This window comes from Pseudomonas putida group bacterium ESBL64 (genome assembly GCF_045277175.1).
GTDB classification, from domain to species: domain Bacteria; phylum Pseudomonadota; class Gammaproteobacteria; order Pseudomonadales; family Pseudomonadaceae; genus Aquipseudomonas; species Aquipseudomonas alloputida.
On the sequence record NZ_CP145799.1, the window covers coordinates 5,046,718 to 5,066,434 of the forward strand.

At 62.0% G+C, this 19,717-nt stretch carries 18 protein-coding genes; 11 read left to right on the forward strand and 7 right to left on the reverse strand.

Going from position 1 to position 19,717, the window contains the following annotated elements:
- Nucleotides 1-58: 58 nt before the first annotated feature.
- A complete protein-coding gene (gene nadB / locus V6093_RS22895; protein WP_004575167.1) occupies nucleotides 59-1,663 on the reverse strand; it encodes an L-aspartate oxidase in 1,605 nt (534 codons plus the stop codon).
- Nucleotides 1,664-2,099: 436 nt separating this feature from the next.
- Here nadB and rpoE point away from each other — a divergent pair, with 436 nt between their 5' ends.
- The 10 genes from rpoE (at nucleotide 2,100) to pdxJ (ending at nucleotide 12,117) form a co-directional block, all read left to right on the forward strand.
- Entirely contained in the window at nucleotides 2,100-2,681 is a 582-nt protein-coding gene (gene rpoE, locus V6093_RS22900; RefSeq protein WP_003252049.1) for an RNA polymerase sigma factor RpoE, read from the forward strand.
- A gap of 33 nt (nucleotides 2,682-2,714) precedes the next feature.
- Nucleotides 2,715-3,305, forward strand: a complete 591-nt coding sequence (locus V6093_RS22905; RefSeq protein ID WP_047604456.1) for a sigma-E factor negative regulatory protein — start codon at nucleotides 2,715-2,717, stop codon at nucleotides 3,303-3,305.
- A gap of 12 nt (nucleotides 3,306-3,317) precedes the next feature.
- A complete protein-coding gene (locus V6093_RS22910; RefSeq protein WP_047604457.1) occupies nucleotides 3,318-4,283 on the forward strand; it encodes a MucB/RseB C-terminal domain-containing protein in 966 nt (321 codons plus the stop codon).
- Between the two features lie 205 nt (nucleotides 4,284-4,488).
- Entirely contained in the window at nucleotides 4,489-5,892 is a 1,404-nt protein-coding gene (locus V6093_RS22915) for a DegQ family serine endoprotease (protein ID WP_370626972.1), read from the forward strand.
- A gap of 180 nt (nucleotides 5,893-6,072) precedes the next feature.
- Nucleotides 6,073-7,872 carry a translation elongation factor 4 gene (gene lepA / locus V6093_RS22920; RefSeq protein WP_010952535.1) on the forward strand — a complete coding sequence of 600 codons (1,800 nt, stop codon included), beginning with the start codon at nucleotides 6,073-6,075 and terminating at the stop codon, nucleotides 7,870-7,872.
- A gap of 5 nt (nucleotides 7,873-7,877) precedes the next feature.
- Complete coding sequence (lepB, locus tag V6093_RS22925; protein WP_003252057.1) at nucleotides 7,878-8,732, forward strand: signal peptidase I; 855 nt, start codon at nucleotides 7,878-7,880, stop codon at nucleotides 8,730-8,732.
- A 163-nt stretch (nucleotides 8,733-8,895) separates the two neighbouring features.
- Nucleotides 8,896-9,585 carry a ribonuclease III gene (rnc, locus tag V6093_RS22930; RefSeq protein WP_003252059.1) on the forward strand — a complete coding sequence of 230 codons (690 nt, stop codon included), beginning with the start codon at nucleotides 8,896-8,898 and terminating at the stop codon, nucleotides 9,583-9,585.
- The gene (gene era / locus V6093_RS22935; protein ID WP_003252061.1) at nucleotides 9,578-10,480 is read left to right on the forward strand and encodes a GTPase Era; all 903 of its coding nucleotides are present in this window, start codon (nucleotides 9,578-9,580) and stop codon (nucleotides 10,478-10,480) included. The genes rnc and era overlap by 8 nt, the downstream gene beginning before the upstream one ends.
- A gap of 169 nt (nucleotides 10,481-10,649) precedes the next feature.
- Nucleotides 10,650-11,333 (forward strand): DNA repair protein RecO, encoded by a 684-nt coding sequence (gene recO / locus V6093_RS22940; RefSeq protein WP_019752453.1) that lies wholly within the window; start codon nucleotides 10,650-10,652, stop codon nucleotides 11,331-11,333.
- A gap of 61 nt (nucleotides 11,334-11,394) precedes the next feature.
- Nucleotides 11,395-12,117 (forward strand): pyridoxine 5'-phosphate synthase, encoded by a 723-nt coding sequence (pdxJ, locus tag V6093_RS22945; RefSeq protein WP_012053601.1) that lies wholly within the window; start codon nucleotides 11,395-11,397, stop codon nucleotides 12,115-12,117.
- Between the two features lie 127 nt (nucleotides 12,118-12,244).
- Here the strand turns inward: pdxJ and V6093_RS22950 are convergent, their stop codons facing one another.
- Nucleotides 12,245-13,627 (reverse strand): heavy metal sensor histidine kinase, encoded by a 1,383-nt coding sequence (locus tag V6093_RS22950; protein ID WP_047604459.1) that lies wholly within the window; start codon nucleotides 13,625-13,627, stop codon nucleotides 12,245-12,247.
- On the reverse strand, nucleotides 13,624-14,298 hold the full coding sequence (locus tag V6093_RS22955; protein WP_003252070.1) for a heavy metal response regulator transcription factor: 675 nt from the start codon (nucleotides 14,296-14,298) through the stop codon (nucleotides 13,624-13,626). Before V6093_RS22955 ends, V6093_RS22950 begins: the two co-directional genes overlap by 4 nt.
- A 311-nt stretch (nucleotides 14,299-14,609) precedes the next feature.
- Between V6093_RS22955 and V6093_RS22960 the strand changes: the two genes are divergently transcribed.
- Complete coding sequence (locus tag V6093_RS22960; protein ID WP_003252072.1) at nucleotides 14,610-14,813, forward strand: hypothetical protein; 204 nt, start codon at nucleotides 14,610-14,612, stop codon at nucleotides 14,811-14,813.
- A 69-nt stretch (nucleotides 14,814-14,882) separates the two neighbouring features.
- Here the strand turns inward: V6093_RS22960 and cmoB are convergent, their stop codons facing one another.
- From cmoB to lon, 4 genes are all read right to left on the reverse strand, one after another.
- On the reverse strand, nucleotides 14,883-15,839 hold the full coding sequence (cmoB, locus tag V6093_RS22965; RefSeq protein WP_004575433.1) for a tRNA 5-methoxyuridine(34)/uridine 5-oxyacetic acid(34) synthase CmoB: 957 nt from the start codon (nucleotides 15,837-15,839) through the stop codon (nucleotides 14,883-14,885).
- The gene (cmoA, locus tag V6093_RS22970) at nucleotides 15,836-16,579 is read right to left on the reverse strand and encodes a carboxy-S-adenosyl-L-methionine synthase CmoA (protein WP_004575434.1); all 744 of its coding nucleotides are present in this window, start codon (nucleotides 16,577-16,579) and stop codon (nucleotides 15,836-15,838) included. Before cmoA ends, cmoB begins: the two co-directional genes overlap by 4 nt.
- A gap of 89 nt (nucleotides 16,580-16,668) precedes the next feature.
- A complete protein-coding gene (locus V6093_RS22975; RefSeq protein WP_047604460.1) occupies nucleotides 16,669-17,061 on the reverse strand; it encodes a protease inhibitor I42 family protein in 393 nt (130 codons plus the stop codon).
- 151 nt (nucleotides 17,062-17,212) lie between these two features.
- Entirely contained in the window at nucleotides 17,213-19,630 is a 2,418-nt protein-coding gene (gene lon / locus V6093_RS22980; RefSeq protein ID WP_406669629.1) for an endopeptidase La, read from the reverse strand.
- Nucleotides 19,631-19,717 lie beyond the last annotated feature (87 nt).

Here is a 19,717-nt window from a genome sequence, read left to right on the forward strand (position 1 = left end):
GCAAGGCAGTTAAACCCCTGTGGGAGCGGGCGAGCCCGCGAAGGCCGCGACGCCGCTATCAGAGCGGGCTAAGGATGGTGTCCTTGGCCTCGTCCAGCATCCCTGGATAATCCAGTGTGTAATGCAACCCACGGCTTTCCTTGCGCTGCATGGCGGACAGGATCATCAGCTCGGCCACTTGCGCCAGGTTGCGCAGCTCGATCAGGTCACGGCTGACCTTGTAGTTGCTGTAGAACTCGTCGATTTCATCCAGCAGCAGGCGAATGCGGTGCTGGGCCCGCTGCAGGCGCTTGCTGGTGCGCACGATGCCGACGTAGTCCCACATGAAGCGCCGCAGTTCGTCCCAGTTGTGCGCAATGATCACGTCCTCGTCCGAGTCGGTCACCTGGCTGGCGTCCCAGCCGGGCAGGGCCTTGGGCATGGCCACTTGCCCCAGGTGCGCCTGGATGTCGGCAGCGGCGGCGCGACCGTATACGAAACATTCCAGCAGCGAGTTGCTGGCCATGCGGTTGGCGCCGTGCAGGCCGGTGAAACTGGTTTCGCCGATGGCATACAAGCCAGGCACATCGGTGTGGCCGCAGTCGTCGACCATCACCCCGCCGCAGGTGTAATGCGCCGCAGGCACCACCGGGATCGGCTGACGGGTGATATCGATGCCAAAGGCCAGGCAGCGCTCGTACACGGTGGGGAAGTGGCTCTTGATGAAATCTGCTGGCTTGTGAGTGATGTCCAGGTATACGCAGTCCACGCCCAGGCGCTTCATCTCGTGGTCGATGGCGCGGGCCACGATGTCCCGTGGGGCCAGCTCTTCGCGTGGGTCGAAGCGTGGCATGAAACGTTCGCCGTTGGGCAGGCGCAGCAGGGCGCCCTCGCCGCGCAGGGCTTCGGTGATCAGGAAACTCTTGGCCTGCGGGTGATACAGGCAGGTCGGGTGGAACTGGTTGAATTCCAGGTTCGCCACTCGGCAGCCGGCCCGCCAAGCCATGGCGATACCGTCGCCGCAGGCACCATCGGGGTTGCTGGTATAGAGGTAGACCTTGGCCGCACCGCCCGTGGCCAGCACGGTGAAGCGCGCGCCGAAAGTGTCCACCTCGCCGGTGTTGCGGTCGAGCACGTAGGCGCCCAGGCAGCGTTCGCCGGGCAGGCCCAGGCGGCGTTCAGTGATCAGGTCGACCGCCACCCGCTGTTCCAGCAGCTGGATGTTCGGGCGCTGGCGAGCCTGTTCCAGCAGCGTGGTGAAAATTGCCGCGCCGGTAGCGTCGGCGGCATGGATGATGCGCCGGTGGCTATGGCCCCCTTCACGGGTGAGGTGGAACTCGAAACCGCCATCGTCGACGCTGTAGTGCTCATCGCGGGTGAAGGGCACGCCTTGTTCGATCAGCCACTGGATCGCTTCGCGGCTGTGCTCGACGGTAAAGCGCACGGCGTCTTCATGGCACAGCCCGCCGCCGGCATTGAGGGTGTCCTCGACATGCGACTGCACAGTATCGGTGTTGTCCAGCACTGCAGCGACGCCGCCCTGGGCCCAGAAGGTCGAGCCGTTGGACAGGTCGCCCTTGCTCAATACGGCAACGCGAAGGTGGCTGGGGAGGTTAAGTGCCAGGCTGAGACCGGCGGCACCGCTGCCGATCACCAGGACATCATGTTGGAATTGTTGGCTCATGTCGGGACACTAGTAATCTTTGGGAGGGGCACGGCACAATGGTCACGCGCGGATGGCATTGTGAAACTATCGTTAAACGTGGCCGGGATGCCTTTATAGCAGCCCCGGGTGGCCAATTTCCATGCCACCTGCCAGGTTGCGACGACCTTTGTGGGAACTTTCCGACATGGCCGGAAATCCTATGAAGGCTGCCCGTACGCCACAATTTGCCGCGGCGACGCAGGGCGGCAGGCCTTTCCGGGCTTTACCCCTGCGTATTTGAAACCTGATTATCGACGTAGCCGGCCGTGACCGCGCCGCGTCTTCCGTGCAAGCCGACCAAGGGCTGCAGGAAACTTGCTTGGAGGGGAGAACTTTTGCGCAAAGCCCGAGTCTATGTTTGCAAGCCTGAGCGATGGCTGATGCAACGCTCCTTCGAGTTCACTGAGGAGTGTTCATGCTAACCCAGGAAGAGGATCAGCAGCTTGTCGAGCGCGTTCAGCGCGGCGACAGGCGAGCTTTCGATCTGTTGGTGTTGAAGTATCAGCACAAGATTCTCGGGTTGATCGTGCGGTTTGTACACGATACCCACGAGGCCCAGGATGTAGCACAGGAAGCCTTCATCAAGGCCTACCGTGCGCTTGGCAACTTCCGCGGCGACAGTGCGTTTTATACGTGGCTGTACCGCATCGCCATCAACACGGCGAAGAATTACCTGGTGTCCCGTGGAAGACGGCCGCCAGACAGTGATGTGAGCTCCGAGGATGCGGAGTTTTACGACGGCGATCATGGTCTCAAGGATCTCGAGTCCCCAGAGCGCTCGTTGTTGCGGGATGAAATCGAAGGCACTGTCCATCGCACCATCCAGCAACTGCCCGAAGACCTGCGTACGGCATTGACGCTGCGCGAGTTCGATGGGCTGAGTTATGAAGACATTGCCAGTGTCATGCAATGTCCGGTGGGTACCGTGCGCTCTCGAATCTTCCGCGCTCGGGAGGCCATAGATAAAGCCCTGCAGCCGTTGTTGCAGGAAACCTGAGACAGCGGCGACAGCGCCAAGAGAGGAACCGCCATGAGTCGTGAAGCTTTGCAGGAATCGCTGTCCGCGGTGATGGATAACGAAGCGGATGAACTGGAACTGCGTCGGGTGTTGAACGCCGTCGACGACGCCGAAACCCGTGCCACCTGGTCGCGTTACCAGGTTGCCCGAGCAGCCATGCACAAGGAGCTGCTGCTGCCTAACCTGGATATCGCCTCGGCGGTGTCCGCTGCGCTGGCCGACGAAGCCGTGCCAGCCAAGGTCAAGAAAGGCCCTTGGCGCAGCATTGGCCGCCTGGCGGTTGCCGCCTCGGTTACCGTGGCGGTGCTGGCGGGTGTGCGTATGTACAACCAGGATGAGATCACGGGTGCACAGCTTGCTGCCCAGCAGCCTGTCCAGCAGGGCCTGAGTGTGCCACAAGCGCAAGGCCCGGCCGTTTTGGCAGGCTATAGTGAGAGCAGTGAGCAACCGACCGGGCCGATGGCCAATGGCGTGCTGCAGAACCAGGCCGGCTGGGATCAGCGTCTGCCAGGCTACCTGCGCCAGCATGCCCAGGAATCTGCGCTCAAGGGCACTGAAACCGCATTGCCGTATGCCCGCGCCGCCAGCCTGGAAAACCGTTAAGTAAGGAGGATCATGCGCGCGCTACCTCTCCTGTCGCTGCTGATTGGCAGCTGCATGACGGTGCCAGCATTGGCGGCCAATTCTTCGCCTGAGGCGAGTGAGTGGTTGAACAAGCTGGCACAGGCCGAGCAAAAACAGAGCTATCAAGGGTCGTTCGTCTACGAACGCAACGGCAGTTTCTCCTCCCACGACATCTGGCACAGGGTCGACAACGGCAAGGTCAGCGAGCGGCTGTTGCAGCTTGATGGCGCCGCCCAGGAAATCGTGCGCGTGGATGGTAAGGTGGAGTGCGTCAGCGGGGCCTTGGCCAGCGGTGTCACGGCGCCGCCGGATACCGCGCCGCGTGTGCTTGATCCGCTGAAACTGATGGGCTGGTACGATTTGAGTGTGGCAGGCAAGTCACGGGTCGCCGGGCGCGATGCCGTGATCATTACGCTCTCGCCACGCGACCAGCATCGCTATGCATTCGAATTGCATCTGGACCGTCACTCGGGTTTGCCGCTGCGTTCGTTGATGCTCAACGACAAGGGGCAGTTGCTGGAACGCTTCCAGATGACCCGTCTCGATACCGATGATGTCCCCAGCGACGCAGACCTGCGCCCAGGTGCTGGCTGCAAGCCGGTGCAACATGTGGCGGCCGGCAGCAATGATACCGTCGCGGGTTGGCGTTCGGACTGGCTGCCACCCGGTTTCGAGCTGGTCAACAGCTCGGTACGCCGTGATCCCAAGCGCAACAGTTCGGTCAGCAGCTTGATGTATGACGACGGCCTGGCGCGTTTTTCGGTGTTCATCGAGCAAGTGAGCGATGATGGCGGCACCGACATGCGCACCCAGTTAGGCCCGACCTCGGCAGTCTCGCGTCGCCTGAATACACCCAAGGGCAAGGTGATGGTGACCGTGGTTGGCGAAATTCCGCTGGGTACGGCAGAGCGCGTTGCCCTGTCGATGCGCCCCCAGGATGCCCAGGCGCGCCAGTAATGGCGCGCTTTTGCGTGCCGAGCCAAGGTGGGCGGGTATACGGCTGAAATGAAATTAAAGCATTGTCATTTGCAATCCATCGGCAAATTTTCTATAGGTCAGGCTTTGAAGAGCCTGGCCTTTCTGCGTTGTGCAGGGGTCTTTCCAAACTACCGCTCGTTGTGACGGGAGTCGTATGTCAATACCACGCTTGAAATCCTACCTAATGATGTTCGCTGCTGTGCTGATGCTCGGCCAAGTCCTCACCGCCCAGGCCGAGGAAGCCCTGCCGGACTTCACCACCCTGGTGGAGCAGGCTTCGCCGGCGGTGGTCAACATCAGTACCAAGCAGAAGCTGCCTGACCGCCGAATCGCCGCAGGCCAGATGCCGGACCTGGAAGGCCTGCCGCCGATGTTCCGCGAGTTCTTCGAGCGCAACATGCCCCAGCAGCCGCGCTCGCCGCGCGGCGACCGCCAGCGCGAGGCGCAGTCGCTGGGCTCGGGTTTCATCATCTCCAGTGATGGCTACGTGCTCACCAATAACCATGTGGTGGCCGATGCCGACGAGATCATCGTCCGCCTGTCGGACCGTAGCGAGCTCCAGGCCAAGCTGGTGGGTACCGACCCGCGTACTGACGTGGCGCTGCTGAAGGTCGATGGCAAGAATTTGCCAACGGTGAAATTGGGTGACTCCGAGAAGCTCAAGGTGGGCGAGTGGGTACTGGCCATCGGTTCGCCGTTCGGCTTCGACCATTCGGTGACCAAAGGTATCGTCAGCGCCAAGGGCCGGACCCTGCCCAATGACACCTACGTACCGTTCATCCAGACCGACGTGGCCATCAACCCGGGTAACTCCGGCGGCCCCCTGTTCAACATGAAAGGCGAAGTGGTGGGGATCAACTCGCAGATCTTCACCCGTTCTGGCGGTTTCATGGGGCTGTCGTTCGCCATCCCGATTGACGTGGCGATTGATGTCTCCAACCAGCTGAAGAAAGACGGCAAGGTCAGCCGCGGCTGGCTGGGCGTAGTGATTCAGGAGGTCAACAAGGACCTGGCTGAATCGTTTGGCCTGGACAAGCCGGCGGGCGCCCTGGTGGCCCAGGTGCTGGAAAACGGCCCGGCAGCCAAAGGCGGCCTGCAGGTGGGCGACGTGATCCTCAGCATGAACGGCCAGCCAATCGTCATGTCGGCCGATCTGCCGCACCTGGTTGGCAGCCTCAAGGATGGCGAGAAGGCCAAGCTGGAAATCATCCGCAATGGCAAGCGCCAGAACCTGGACATCAGCGTCGGCGCACTGCCGGATGACGACGTTGAGATTGGCGCTGGCACCGAAGGTGGCGCCGAGCGCAGCAGCAACCGCCTGGGTGTATCGGTCGCCGACCTGACCGCCGAGCAGAAAAAATCTCTGGAGCTCAAAGGTGGCGTGGTCATCAAGGAAGTGCAGGATGGCCCGGCAGCCATGATCGGCTTGCGCCCGGGTGATGTCATCAGCCATCTGAACAACCAGGCTATCGGTTCGGCGAAGGAATTCACCGAAATCGCCAAGGAACTGCCGAAGAACCGTTCTGTGTCGATGCGCGTGCTGCGTCAGGGCCGCGCCAGCTTCATCACCTTCAAGCTTGCTGAATAAGCGGTTTCGCTAGGCGAAAGGGCAGCTTCGGCTGCCCTTTTTCATGAATCTTCACAATTGCCGGAATGATTGCTGTGTACAGTCGGACAGAGGAATCTCCCATAACCCAGCAGCTTAAGGTACAATTCCCGGCTATTTTTCGGCGGGCGTCCGGCTCGCAGCCTTTTCGAGTGTTGACCCGTGAGTGATTTGAGTCATATCCGCAATTTCTCCATCATCGCCCACATCGACCATGGCAAGTCGACGCTGGCTGACCGTTTCATCCAGATGTGCGGTGGCCTGTCGGCGCGCGAGATGGAAGCCCAGGTGCTCGATTCCATGGACCTGGAGCGTGAGCGCGGTATCACCATCAAGGCCCACAGCGTCACCCTTCACTACAAGGCGCAGGACGGCAAGACCTACCAGCTGAACTTCATCGATACCCCCGGCCACGTCGACTTCACCTACGAAGTTTCGCGTTCGCTGGCGGCCTGTGAAGGGGCACTGCTGGTGGTTGACGCCGGTCAGGGCGTGGAGGCCCAGTCCGTAGCCAACTGCTACACCGCCATCGAGCAGGGCCTGGAGGTCATGCCGGTCCTGAACAAAATGGACCTGCCCCAGGCCGACCCGGACCGCGTCAAGGACGAGATCGAGAAGATCATCGGTATTGATGCCACCGACGCCGTGGCCTGCAGCGCCAAGAGCGGTATGGGCGTTGACGAGGTGCTCGAGCGCCTCGTGCACACCATCCCCGCGCCAGAAGGTGAGATCGATGCACCGCTGCAAGCGCTGATCATCGACTCCTGGTTCGACAATTACCTGGGTGTGGTCTCGCTGGTGCGTGTGCGCCAGGGCCGCGTCAAGAAAGGCGACAAGATCCTGGTCAAGTCCACCGGCAAGGTGCACCTGGTCGACAGCGTCGGTGTCTTCACCCCGAAGCACACCCAGACCGCTGATCTGAAAGCCGGCGAAGTAGGCTTCATCATCGCCAGCATCAAGGACATCCACGGTGCCCCGGTTGGCGACACCCTGACCCTGTCCTCGACCCCTGAGGTCGAGGTGTTGCCAGGCTTCAAGAAGATTCAGCCGCAGGTCTACGCTGGCCTGTTCCCGGTCAGCTCCGACGACTTCGAGGATTTCCGCGACGCTCTGCAGAAGCTGACCCTGAACGACTCCTCGCTGCAGTACATGCCGGAAAGCTCCGACGCGCTGGGCTTTGGCTTCCGTTGCGGTTTCCTGGGCATGTTGCACATGGAGATCATCCAGGAGCGCCTGGAGCGCGAATACGACCTGGACCTGATCACCACCGCACCCAGCGTGATCTATGAGCTGGAGTTGAAAACCGGCGAAACCATCGTCGTCGACAACCCGTCCAAGCTGCCGGACGTCTCGGCTGTAGCCGACTTCCGCGAGCCGATCGTCACCGCGACCATCCTGGTTCCGCAGGAGCACCTGGGCAACGTCATCACCCTGTGCATCGAGAAGCGTGGCGTACAGCGCGACATGCAGTTCCTCGGCAGCCAGGTGCAGGTGCGTTACGACATGCCGATGAACGAAGTGGTGCTCGATTTCTTCGACCGCCTCAAATCCACCAGCCGCGGCTATGCTTCGCTGGATTATCATTTCGATCGCTACCAGTCGGCCAACCTGGTCAAGCTGGACGTACTGATCAATGGCGACAAGGTCGATGCCCTGGCATTGATCGTGCACCGCGACAACGCGGCCTACAAAGGCCGTGCGTTGACCGAGAAGATGAAGGAACTGATCCCTCGGCAGATGTTCGACGTAGCGATCCAGGCAGCCATTGGCGGCCAGATCATTGCGCGGACAACCGTCAAGGCGCTCAGAAAGAACGTACTGGCCAAGTGCTACGGCGGTGACGTCAGCCGTAAGAAGAAGCTGCTGGAGAAGCAGAAGGCCGGTAAGAAACGCATGAAACAGGTGGGCAATGTGGAAATTCCACAAGAAGCCTTCCTCGCCGTGCTCAGGTTGGATAGCTAGGTCCTATGTCGCTAAATTTCCCGCTGTTGCTAGTCATCGCCGTCTTCATCTGCGGTCTGCTGGGCTTGATCGACCTGCTGTTCCTGGCCCCGCGCCGGCGTGCGGCAATCGCCAACTATCAGGGCAGCGTCAGCCAGCCTGAGATGGCGGTGGTCGAACGGCTGAACAAGGAGCCGTTGCTGGTCGAGTACGGCAAGTCGTTCTTCCCGGTGCTGTTCATCGTGCTGGTGCTGCGTTCGTTCCTGGTCGAGCCGTTCCAGATCCCTTCGGGATCGATGAAACCGACCCTGGAAGTGGGCGACTTCATCCTGGTGAACAAATTCTCGTACGGCATTCGCCTGCCGGTGATCGACAAGAAGGTCATCGAGGTCGGTGACCCGCAACGCGGGGATGTGATGGTGTTCCGCTACCCGAGCGACCCGAATGTCAACTACATCAAGCGTGTGGTTGGCCTGCCGGGCGACGTAGTCCGCTACACCAACGACAAGCGGCTGTTCGTCAACGGCCAGCCCGTTGCCGAACAACTGGTGGGCAGCGAGCCGGGTACCCTGGGCAGTGCTCAGCTGTACAAGGAAAAGCTCGGCGCGGCCGAACACCTGATCCGCAAGGAAATGAGCCGTTATCGCATGCCGCCGGACCAGCAGTGGACCGTGCCTGCGGGCCATTACTTCATGATGGGCGACAACCGCGACAACTCCAACGATAGCCGTTTCTGGGATGACCCGAACATTCCCAAGGAACTGCACGGCATGGTTCCGGACCGGAACATTGTCGGCAAGGCCTTCGCGGTGTGGATGAGCTGGCCAGAGCCCAAACTCAGCCACTTGCCCAACCTGTCGCGGGTTGGCCTGATCCATTGATACCCATCGGCGCTGTCCAGCAGACAGCGCCGAATGCATTTCTGACATAGGCTGTGTTCTCAGGGATCGGGAGATTCGCCACACATCAATCGGCGGACCACAGCCAAACAGTCTTTCAGGATGTTGATTTGAACAACGCGTTGAACAACGATCGGGTGGCCGCATGAGTGCTTCCCTTGCCGGTCTGGAGCGAAAGCTCGGTTACACCTTCAAGAACCAGGACCAGATGCTCCTGGCACTGACCCATCGCAGTTACGCCGGGCGCAACAATGAGCGCCTGGAGTTCCTCGGTGACGCCATTCTCAACTTCGTTGCCGGCGAAGCGCTGTTCGAGCGTTTTCCGCAGGCTCGCGAAGGCCAGTTGTCGCGGCTGCGTGCGCGGTTGGTCAAGGGGGAGACCCTGGCCCGTCTGGCCCGTGGTTTTGATCTGGGCGATTACCTGCGCCTGGGTTCCGGAGAACTCAAGAGCGGCGGCTTTCGCCGCGAGTCGATCCTGGCCGACGCCCTGGAGGCACTGATTGGTGCCATCTACCTGGACGCTGACATGGACACCGCCCGGGAGCGCATTCTGGCCTGGCTGGCCGATGAGTTTGAAGGCCTGACACTGGTCGACACCAATAAAGATCCGAAAACCCGCCTGCAAGAGTTCCTGCAGTCGCGCAGCTGTGAGCTGCCGCGTTACGAAGTCGTGGATATCCAGGGTGAACCACACTGCCGGACCTTCTTCGTCGAATGCGAAGTGGTACTGCTGAACAACAAGAGCCGTGGTCAAGGCGTTAGCCGGCGTATTGCCGAGCAAGTCGCCGCCGCGTCTGCACTGATCGCCCTGGGCGTGGAGAATGGCAATGACTGATAGCAACCCGACCCGCTGCGGCTACGTAGCCATTGTTGGCCGTCCCAACGTCGGCAAGTCGACCCTGCTCAACCACATCCTGGGCCAGAAGCTGGCGATTACTTCGCGAAAGCCGCAGACCACCCGCCACAACATGCTCGGCATCAAGACCGAAGGTGATGTGCAGGCCATCTACGTCGATACCCCCGGTATGCACAAGGCCAACGACAAGGCCCTGAACCGTTACATGAACCGCAATGCCTCGGCGGCCCTCAAGGACGTCGACGTGGTGATCTTCGTGGTCGACCGTACCAAGTGGACCGACGAGGACCAACTGGTGCTGGAGCGCGTGCAATATGTGACCGGCCCGCTGATCATCGCGGTCAACAAGACCGACCGTATGGAAGAGAAAGCCGAGCTGATCCCGCACCTGCAGTGGCTGCAAGAGCAGCTGCCGAACGCCGAGGTGATGCCGATTTCCGCACAGCAGGGGCACAATCTCGAGGCGCTGGAAGCACAGATCGCCAAGCACCTGCCCGAGAACGATCATTTCTTCCCCGAAGACCAGATCACCGACCGTAGCAGCCGCTTCCTGGCCGCCGAACTGGTGCGCGAGAAGATCATGCGCCAGTTGGGTGCGGAGTTGCCGTACCAGATCACCGTGGAGATCGAAGAGTTCAAGCAGCAGGGCCATGTGCTGCACATTCACGCGTTGATCCTGGTTGAACGCGATGGCCAGAAAAAAATCATCATTGGTGACAAGGGTGAGCGCATCAAGCGCATCGGTTCCGAGGCGCGCAAGGACATGGAAGTGCTGTTCGATTCCAAGGTCATGCTCAACCTGTGGGTCAAGGTAAAGGGCGGCTGGTCCGACGACGAGCGCGCCCTGCGTTCGCTGGGCTACGGCGACCTGTAAGCCGCGCGCTGGTCCCTGTAGGGGCGGCCTTTTGTCGCGATAGGGCTGCGCAGCAGCCCCGGCGACTTATGCTGCGAAGCTAAAAATCTGGGGCCGCTTTGCGGCCCTTTTCGCGACACAAGGCCGCTCCCACAAGGGCCAGCGCAACCCTCGGCGCGAGTGATTTTTAATGGAACAACCTGTCGGCCAGCCAGCCTACGTGCTGCACAGCCGTGCCTATAAGGAAACCAGCGCGCTGGTGGACTTTTTCACCCCGCAGGGCCGCATGCGCGCCGTGCTGCGTCGCGCGCGGGGTAAGGGCGGTAGCCTGGTGCGGCCGTTCGTCCTCCTGGAGCTAGAGCTGCGGGGGCGCGGCGAGCTGAAGAATGTCGGCCGCATGGACAGCAACGGCATCGCCGCCTGGCTGCATGGCGATGCGCTGTTCAGCGGGTTGTACCTGAATGAGTTGCTGATGCGGCTGCTGCCCGCCGAAGCACCGTTTCCGGCCATTTTCGAGCACTACACCCTGACCTTGCAGGCCCTGGCTGAAGGCCGCCCGCTGGAACCTCTGCTGCGTTCGTTCGAATGGCGGCTGCTTGATGAGCTCGGGTATGCGTTTTCATTGCGCCAAGACGTCAACGACCAGCCGATCGCCGCCGACGGCCTGTATCGCCTGCGCGTGGATGCCGGCCTGGAGCGGGTCGAGCTGTTGCAGCCCGGCCTGTTTCGTGGGATCGAGTTGCTGGCCCTGGCTGAAGCCGACTGGGACGCACCCGGCGCCTTGCTCGCTGCAAAGCGGCTGATGCGCCAGGCACTGGCAGTTCACCTGGGGGCAAAACCGCTGGTCAGCCGGGAACTGTTTCGCAAGCGCTGATCAGGACGTATGCTGTTGGGCTCAATCTTCAGGAGAGCCTTTCGTGACTCACAGCAACCGCATGCTTCTTGGCGTAAACATCGACCACGTGGCGACCCTGCGCCAGGCCCGTGGCACGCGCTACCCTGACCCGGTCAAGGCTGCCCTGGACGCCGAGGAAGCAGGCGCCGATGGCATCACCGTGCACCTGCGTGAAGACCGCCGGCACATCCAGGAGCGTGACGTTGTGCTGCTCAAGGATGTGCTGCAGACCCGCATGAACTTCGAGATGGGCGTCACCGAAGAGATGATGGCCTTTGCCGAGAAAATTCGCCCGGCGCACATCTGCCTGGTACCCGAAACCCGTCAGGAACTGACCACTGAAGGTGGCCTGGATGTGGCAGGGCAGGAAGCGCGGATCAAGGCTGCAGTCGAACGGCTGGCGCGTACCGGTGCCGAGGTGTCGCTGTTCATCGACGCCGACGAACGGCAGATCGAGGCCTCGCGTCGGGTTGGCGCACCGGCCATCGAGCTTCACACCGGCCGTTATGCCGATGCCGAAACCCCCACCGAAGTGGCTGAAGAGCTCCAGCGGATCGTCGAGGGTGTGGCGTTTGGCGTGGGGCATGGGCTGATCGTCAATGCGGGTCACGGGCTGCACTACCACAACGTCGAGGCGGTGGCGGCGATCAAGGGTATCAATGAGCTGAACATTGGCCATGCGCTGGTGGCGCATGCCTTGTTTGTCGGCTTCAAGGCTGCTGTGGCCGAGATGAAGGCGCTGATCGTGGCGGCTTCGCGCTGATTGTTGGCCGCCTGTACCGGCCTCTTCGCGGGCTTGCCCGCTCCCACAGGTACCCCCGCAGGCCTTGAGGCTGTGCAGCCCCTGTGGGAGCGGGCAAGCCCGCGAAGAGGCCGGTACAGGCGGCCGATCACTCGGCAGGAAACACCAGGGTAAACCGGGTAGGCCCCAGGGGGCAGCTGCTGACCTCGACCCGCCCGCCATGCAACTGCATGATCGACTTCACGATCGCCAACCCCAACCCGGTCCCGCCCTCCAGCCGCGAACGCCCCGAACCTACCCGGTAAAACCGCTCGAACAAGCGCGACTGGTGCTCTGCAGGCACACCCGGCCCCTGGTTCTCCACGGATAGCCTGACTTCGCTGCCCGAGCGTTCGATGCGCAGAGCCACGGGTTTACTCTCGGGACTGTGCCGTATGGCGTTGCTCAACAGGTTCGACAGTGCCCGCTGAAACATCAGCCGGTCTCCCAGCGCTGTCCCCCAGCCCTGAACACGTAGCTCAATTTCTTTCAGCTCGGCACTGTAGGCAAACAGCTCGACAACCCGCGCTGCCTCGTCGGACAGCGCCAAGGGTTTCAACGCAACCTGCGTATGCGGCTGGCTGACCTGGGCAAGAAACAGCATGTCGTTGATGATGCGGTTGAGCCGGGTCAGCTCTTCGATGCTGTCTTCAAGCACTTCCCGATAGTTGGCGTTGTCCCGCTCACGGGCCAGTGTCACCTGCGCCTTGCCCATGAGGTTGCTCAACGGTGTGCGCAGTTCATGGGCCAGGTCGTCAGAGAACTGCGACAGCTGCCTGACACCTTGGTCGAGTCGATCGAGCATCACGTTGATACTGCCGGCCAGGTCTGCCAGTTCCTGCGGCAGGGCGGTAGCGGGCAGGCGATGCTGCAGGTCCTGGGCCGACACCTGCCCGGCAATGCGCCGGAAGTGCCGCAATGGTTTCAGGCCGCGCTGCATCAGCCACCATGCCCCCGCACCAATCAAAATCAGTAGCAGTGGCAAGGCGAGCAACGTCGAGTGCAGGTAGGCTTGCAGCAGGGCGTTGTCGTCGGCGCGGTTGAGCGACATCATCACCTTGACAGGGGTGTTGTCGCGCAGGCGCATCAGCCGGGTAACGGTGAGGATCTGGTTACCGCCGCTGTCACGCCAGGCGTGAAAGGTCAGGCGCGCATCGGTGTGCAGTTCACCGACCCGCGATTCCAGGGCCGGGCCGAGGCTGAGCAGGTGGGGGTGGCGGCCGTCGAGAGCCAGCACACTGAGGCTTAGGTTGTCATGCCCCATCACCAGGTCCAGCAGTGGATGGGCGCGGCTGCCCAGGTCCTCGCTGCGCAGGTCGACACGCAGGTTGTGCTCGACCTGAAGCATCTTGCGCGCCAAATCCTTGCGCGCGCGGCTGTCCAGTTCGTGATCCAGGGCAAACACGGCCAGGCAGGCCAGCAGCAGCACCAGTGCGGCGCCCATCAATGTCACGCTCAGGCCCAGGCGTAACGACAGGCTGGCATTTTTCAAAGGCGAGCCTCAAGTACGTAGCCCACACCACGCAGGGTATGGATCAGCTTGTTGTCGAACGGGTCGTCGATCTTCGCCCGCAGGCGCCGGATCGAGACCTCGACCACGTTGGTGTCGCAGTCGAAGTTCATGTCCCACACCAGCGAGATGATCTGCGTGCGCGACAACACTTCGCCAGTCTGGCGCATTAGCAGGTGCAGCAGGGCGAACTCCTTGGCGGTCAGGTCGATGCGCTGCCCGGCGCGGTAGGCGCGGTGGCGGCCGGGGTCCAGTTCCAGGTCAGCGACGCGCAGGGTGCTGGGCTGCAGTTGCTGGTCGTTGCGGCGTAGCAGGCTGCGGATGCGCGCCAGTAGCTCAGGGAACTCAAAGGGCTTGAGCAGGTAGTCATCCGCGCCCAGGTCCAGGCCTTTTACCCGGTCGGCCAAGCGACCGTGGGCGGTCAGCATCATGATACGCGTGGCCGATTCGGCACGTAGCCGCTGCAGCACGGTCCAGCCATCGATTTCGGGCAGGTTGACGTCGAGGATGACCAGGTCATAGGCCTGTTGGCGTGCCAGGTGCAGGCCGTCGGTGCCTGTGTGGGCGCAGTCGACCACGTAACCGTTCTCGCGAAGGCCCTGTTGCAGGTAGTCGGCGGTACGCAGCTCGTCCTCGATGATCAGTAGGCGCATGGGGGGCTCGGTGTATTGAAAGGGGGGCGATTCTTGACCCTGTAGTGACATCAGGGTCAAGCGCTCCAATGTTACGGCATGAAAAAAGGCCTGCGGTGCAGATAACGGATTTGTAATTCTGCTGTTATCTGGCTGTCTGTTCGGGCCTCTTCGCGGGTAAACCCGCGCCTGTAGGAACGGGTTTAACCGCGAAGAGGTTCGAACAGTCCACACAAGGCCACATTGCAGGACTGTAATCCCCGCCTCACCTTGCCGTTAGCCAGCCCTCGCTAGGATGGCCGTGTCTGATCGGTTATTACGAGGCAAACACGATGAACCTGACCAAATACCTGCTGTTGGCCACCCTTGCCCTGGGCAGCGCCAGTGTTTATGCCGAGGGCGGTGCGGAGCGCTCGAAGCAGTTCTGGCAAGCCTTCCGCGAAGACCAGCAGCGTCTGCATGGCGACAAGCAACAGGCTGTTGCCGAGCGCGAGCGCAAGGCGCAAGAGAAGGCGCGTGAGGTGGCCAAGGATTGAGGTAACGACACCTGCGCCGCGACGGCTCCTCGCCGCAGGTGTATTCAGGCGCCCCTGCGGGCGCCTTTTTTATTTGCGCGCCAGCAGGGTGGCGCGGCGTGGGGCAGGCAGGCCTTCGACGGTCTTGCTGTGGTCGTTCGGGTCGAGGAAGTCGCTCAGCGACTGGTAGCGCATCCAATCGGTGCTGCGCTGCTCCTCGACGCTGGTCACGCTCACGTCGACGCAGCGCACATCGCTGAAGCCGGCACGGCGCAACCAGCGGGCCAACGCCGGTACCGACGGCAGGTACCAGACGTTGCGCATCTGCGCGTAGCGGTCCTCAGGCACCAGCACCTGGTTTTCGTCGCCCTCGATAACCAGCGTTTCCAGCACCAGCTCGCCACCTTTGACCAGGCAGTCCTTGAGCGCCAACAGGTGCTCGATGGGCGAGCGGCGGTGATAGAACACGCCCATGGAAAACACGGTATCGAAACCTTCAAGGTTGGCGGGCAGGTCTTCCAGGGCGAACGGCAGGTGCCAGGCCGGTAACTCCGGCAGGTATTGCTGCACGGCCTGGAACTGGCAGAAGAACAGCCAGTTGGGGTCGACCCCAACCACCATGTCGGCGCCGGCGCCGAGCATGCGCCATTGGTAGTAGCCATTGCCACAGCCCACGTCGAGTACGCGCTTGCCTTTGAGGTCCAGGTGCGGGCCGACCCGCGACCACTTCCAGTCCGAACGCCATTCGGTGTCAACGTGCACGCCAAACAGGTCGAATGGCCCCTTGCGCCAGGGCGACAGGCCCATCAGTGCCTGGCGCATCTGCGCGCGGGTGGCGTCGTCGCAGTCGCAATCCAGACGCAACCCGTTGACCAGGTCGACTTCACTGGGTTGCAGGGCGGGCAGGGCTTCCAGCGCCCCGCGCCAGCGGTCGAGGTCACCGTGACCCTTTTCCAGCTTGGCGTCCAGTTGCGCTTGCAGGCCTTGCGACCAGGAAGCCAGGGGCGTGCCCGCCAGGCGGCGGACGAGGGGAGACAGATCGATCATGGCAGGGCTATCAACGAGGCGAAGTTAAGGCATTGGAACCAAGGCACCACTTTCGAGAAGCCGGCTGCGCGCAGGCGTTCCTGGTGGGTTTCGAGTGTATCGGGCTTCATCACGTTTTCGATGGCACTGCGCTTCTGGGCGATCTCCAGTTCGCTGTAGCCATTGGCCCGTTTGAAATCCAGGTGCAGTTCATTGAGCAGGTCCTGCGCTTGCTCATCGGCGAAGCGCAGCTTCTCCGACAGAATCAGCGCGCCGCCGGGCAGCAGCGCCTGGCGGATTCGCCCGAGCAGTTCAAGGCGCTGGTCAGGGGCAATGAACTGCAGGGTGAAGTTCATCGCCACTACCGAGGCCGGCTCGAAGGGCAGGGCAAGGATATCGGCCTCCAGCACGTGCACCGGCAGCAACTCCTGGAACATCGAATCTTGTGCAGTGAGGTACTGCCGGCAGCGCTCGACCATGGCAGCGGAGTTATCCACCGCGATTACCCTGCAGCCGTCGCTGCGCACATGGCGACGCAGCGACTGGGTAACGGCGCCCAGCGATGCGCCCAGATCGTACAGTGCGGTGCCTGGCTGGGCGAACCGGGCGGCCAGAACCCCGAGGTTCTCGACAATGGTTGGGTAACCGGGCACCGAGCGCTTGATCATGTCCGGGAACACACGTACGACGTCTTCGTTGAAGACGAAGTCGGGCACCTGCTCCAGGGGTTGGGAGAAAAGGCGGTCGGGTTGTTTGCTCACGGCGAATCCAGGCGGCTGGTGATAGGCAGGGGGCGCATTCTAGCCAAACCGCAGCCGGGATGCATGGTTGGCTGACCAGCGCTGTGCGTTCAATTGACCCGAATGGCGCAATCGAAGGTCTGCACCGGGCGCACTTCCGGGGCCCAGGGTTGCTGGTAGACCAATACCAGGTTCCCTTCGCCGGCAGCGCGGGCCTGGAAGCGCCAGGTCGACATGCCCGAGCTGCCGACGATACCGGTGTCTTCAGGCGCGCTGTAAACCTCGGGGCCAAGGCTTTGCAATACGTTGGGCGCCGGGTTCTGTAACAGCCAGCGGTAGCCGGTGGTGGGGTTGCTGGGCAGGGTAAGCGTGAGGACCTGACCGACCTGCAGGCGCTTTGGGCATTCGCTTTCGGCGTCCAGGTCAACAGGCTGCGAGGGTGTTTGAGCGCAGGCAGAAAGCAGGGCGAAGCTCAGGGGAACGAGCAGACGAGGAGAGGTCATGGTGGCTCCGAAGGCTGGCGATGGCCTGAGGATAACCGATGATCGAGGACATTTGTGTTGCCTGTGCCGGCCCTTTCGCGAGTAAGCCCGCGCCTGCAGGGATAGCGTACCCGTGCAGGCGCGGGCTTGCCCGCGAAGAGGCCGGAACAGGCTAGAACAGCACTTTCGCCACGTCGGCAAAGCGCTTGGCGAAATGCACTGTCAGGCCTTCGCGCAGGTAGTCCGGCAGTTCTTCGAAGTCGCCGCGGTTGGGCTCCGGCAGGATCAGTTCGAAAATCTTCTGCCGCCGCGCCGCAATCACCTTCTCGCGCACGCCGCCAATCGGCAGTACCTGACCGGTGAGGGTCAGCTCGCCCGTCATGGCGACACCCTTTTTGGCAGGCTGGTCGCGGGCCAGTGAAAGCAACGCGCTGGCCATTGTGATGCCGGCACTGGGGCCGTCTTTGGGCGTGGCGCCTTCGGGTACGTGCAGGTGGATGAACGCTTCGTTGAAGAAACCTGGATCCCCGCCAAATTGCTTGAGGTTGGAGCTGATGTAGCTGTAGGCAATTTCGGCAGACTCCTTCATCACGTCACCCAGTTTGCCCGTCAGCTTGAAGCCGCGGTTGTGGGTGTGGATGCGGGTCGCCTCGATCGGCAGCGTGGCGCCGCCCATGCTGGTCCAGGCCAGGCCGGTGATAACGCCTTTGCCAGCCAGTACCTGCTCGCTGCGGAACACCGGTATGCCGAGTGCGGTCTCCAGGTCTTTGGTGCCGATCTTAAGTTTGGCTTCGGGGTTTTCCAGCAGCTTGACCACAGCCTTGCGCACCAGTTTGCCCAGTTGCTTCTCCAGCTGGCGCACACCGGCCTCGCGGGCATAACCGTCGATCACCAGGCGCAGGGCGCTGTCGCTGATGCTGAGGCTGGTCTTGGAAACGCCGGCCTTTTCCAGCTGCTTGGGCCACAGGTGGCGCTTGGCGATGGTCATTTTTTCTTCGGTGATATAGCCGGACAGGCGGATCACTTCCATGCGGTCGAGCAACGGCCCGGGTATCGAATCGAGGGTGTTGGCAGTGCACACGAACAGCACCTTGGACAAGTCCAGGCGCAGGTCGAGGTAGTGGTCGAGGAAGTCGACGTTTTGCTCGGGGTCGAGGGTTTCCAGCAACGCTGATGCCGGGTCACCCTGATAGCTCTGGCCCATCTTGTCGATTTCGTCGAGCATGATCACCGGGTTCATCACTTCGACGTCTTTCAGGGCCTGCACCAGCTTGCCGGGCTGGGCACCGATGTAGGTGCGGCGGTGGCCCTTGATCTCGGCTTCGTCACGCATGCCGCCGACGCTGAAGCGATAGAATGGCCGGCCGAGCGATTCGGCGATGGACTTGCCGATGCTGGTCTTGCCCACACCGGGCGGGCCCACCAACAGCACGATCGAGCCGCTGATCTCGCCTTTCCAGGCGCCCACGGCGAGGAACTCGAGGATGCGCTCCTTGATGTCGTCGAGGCCAGCGTGGTACTGGTCGAGGACTTTGCGCGCATGTTTGAGGTCGAGCTTGTCTTTGCCGTACACGCCCCACGGCAGGGCGGTGGCCCATTCCAGATAGTTGCGGGTGACGGCGTATTCGGGCGAGCCGGTTTCCAGGATGGCCAGTTTGCCCATCTCTTCATCGATGCGCTTGCGTGCCTGGGGCGGCAGGGTCTTGCCTTCCAGGCGCTGTTCGAACTGTTCGAGGTCGGCGCTGCGGTCGTCCTTGGTCAGCCCCAGCTCCTGCTGGATGACCTTGAGTTGTTCCTTGAGGAAGAACTCGCGCTGGTGCTCGCCGATCTGCCGGTTGACCTCGGCCGAAATTTCGTTCTGCAAGCGTGCGACTTCCACCTCTTTGCGCAGCATTGGCAGTACCTTTTCCATGCGTTTGAGCATGGGCACGCAGTCGAGCACTTCCTGCAACTGGTTGCCGGTGGCCGAGGTGAGCGCGGCGGCGAAGTCGGTGAGCGGCGAGGGGTCGTTGGGGCTGAAGCGGTTGAGGTAGTTCTTCAGCTCTTCGCTGTACAGCGGGTTGAGCGGCAGCAGCTCCTTGATCGCGTTGATCAGTGCCATACCGTAGGCTTTGACCTCGTCGGTCGGCTCGGCGGGCTGGCGCGGATATTCGACTTCGACCAGGTAGGGCGGGCGGTGGTGCTTGAGCCAGTTGCGGATGCGCACCCGGGACAGGCCCTGGGCGACAAACTGCAATTTGCCGTTTTCGCGGCTGGCATGGTGCACCTTGACCAGCGTGCCGTACTGCGGCAGTGCCGAGGTGTCGAAGTGGCGGTGGTCTTCTGGCGGGGTGTCCATGAAGAACAGCGCCAGGCAGTGGTTCGGTGACTTGGCCACCAGATCGAGCGTTTCGGCCCAGGGTTCTTCATTGACGATGACCGGCAGTACCTGTGCCGGGAAGAACGGGCGGTTGTGGATCGGGATGACGTAGACCTTGTCCGGCAGCTGCTGGCCGGGCAGGGCGAGGGCGTGGCCGGTTTCGGCCTGGAGGGTGTGTTCGACTTCGCTGTGTTCGTCCGGGTGTTCCGGGAAATCCTGCTGGTCGCTCATGGGGCACCTGCGTGAATGACTATGGTGCTTAGATGGGGCGGGAGGGGATGGGTTTCAATGGTATGGGAGTGGCCTTGTGTCGCGATT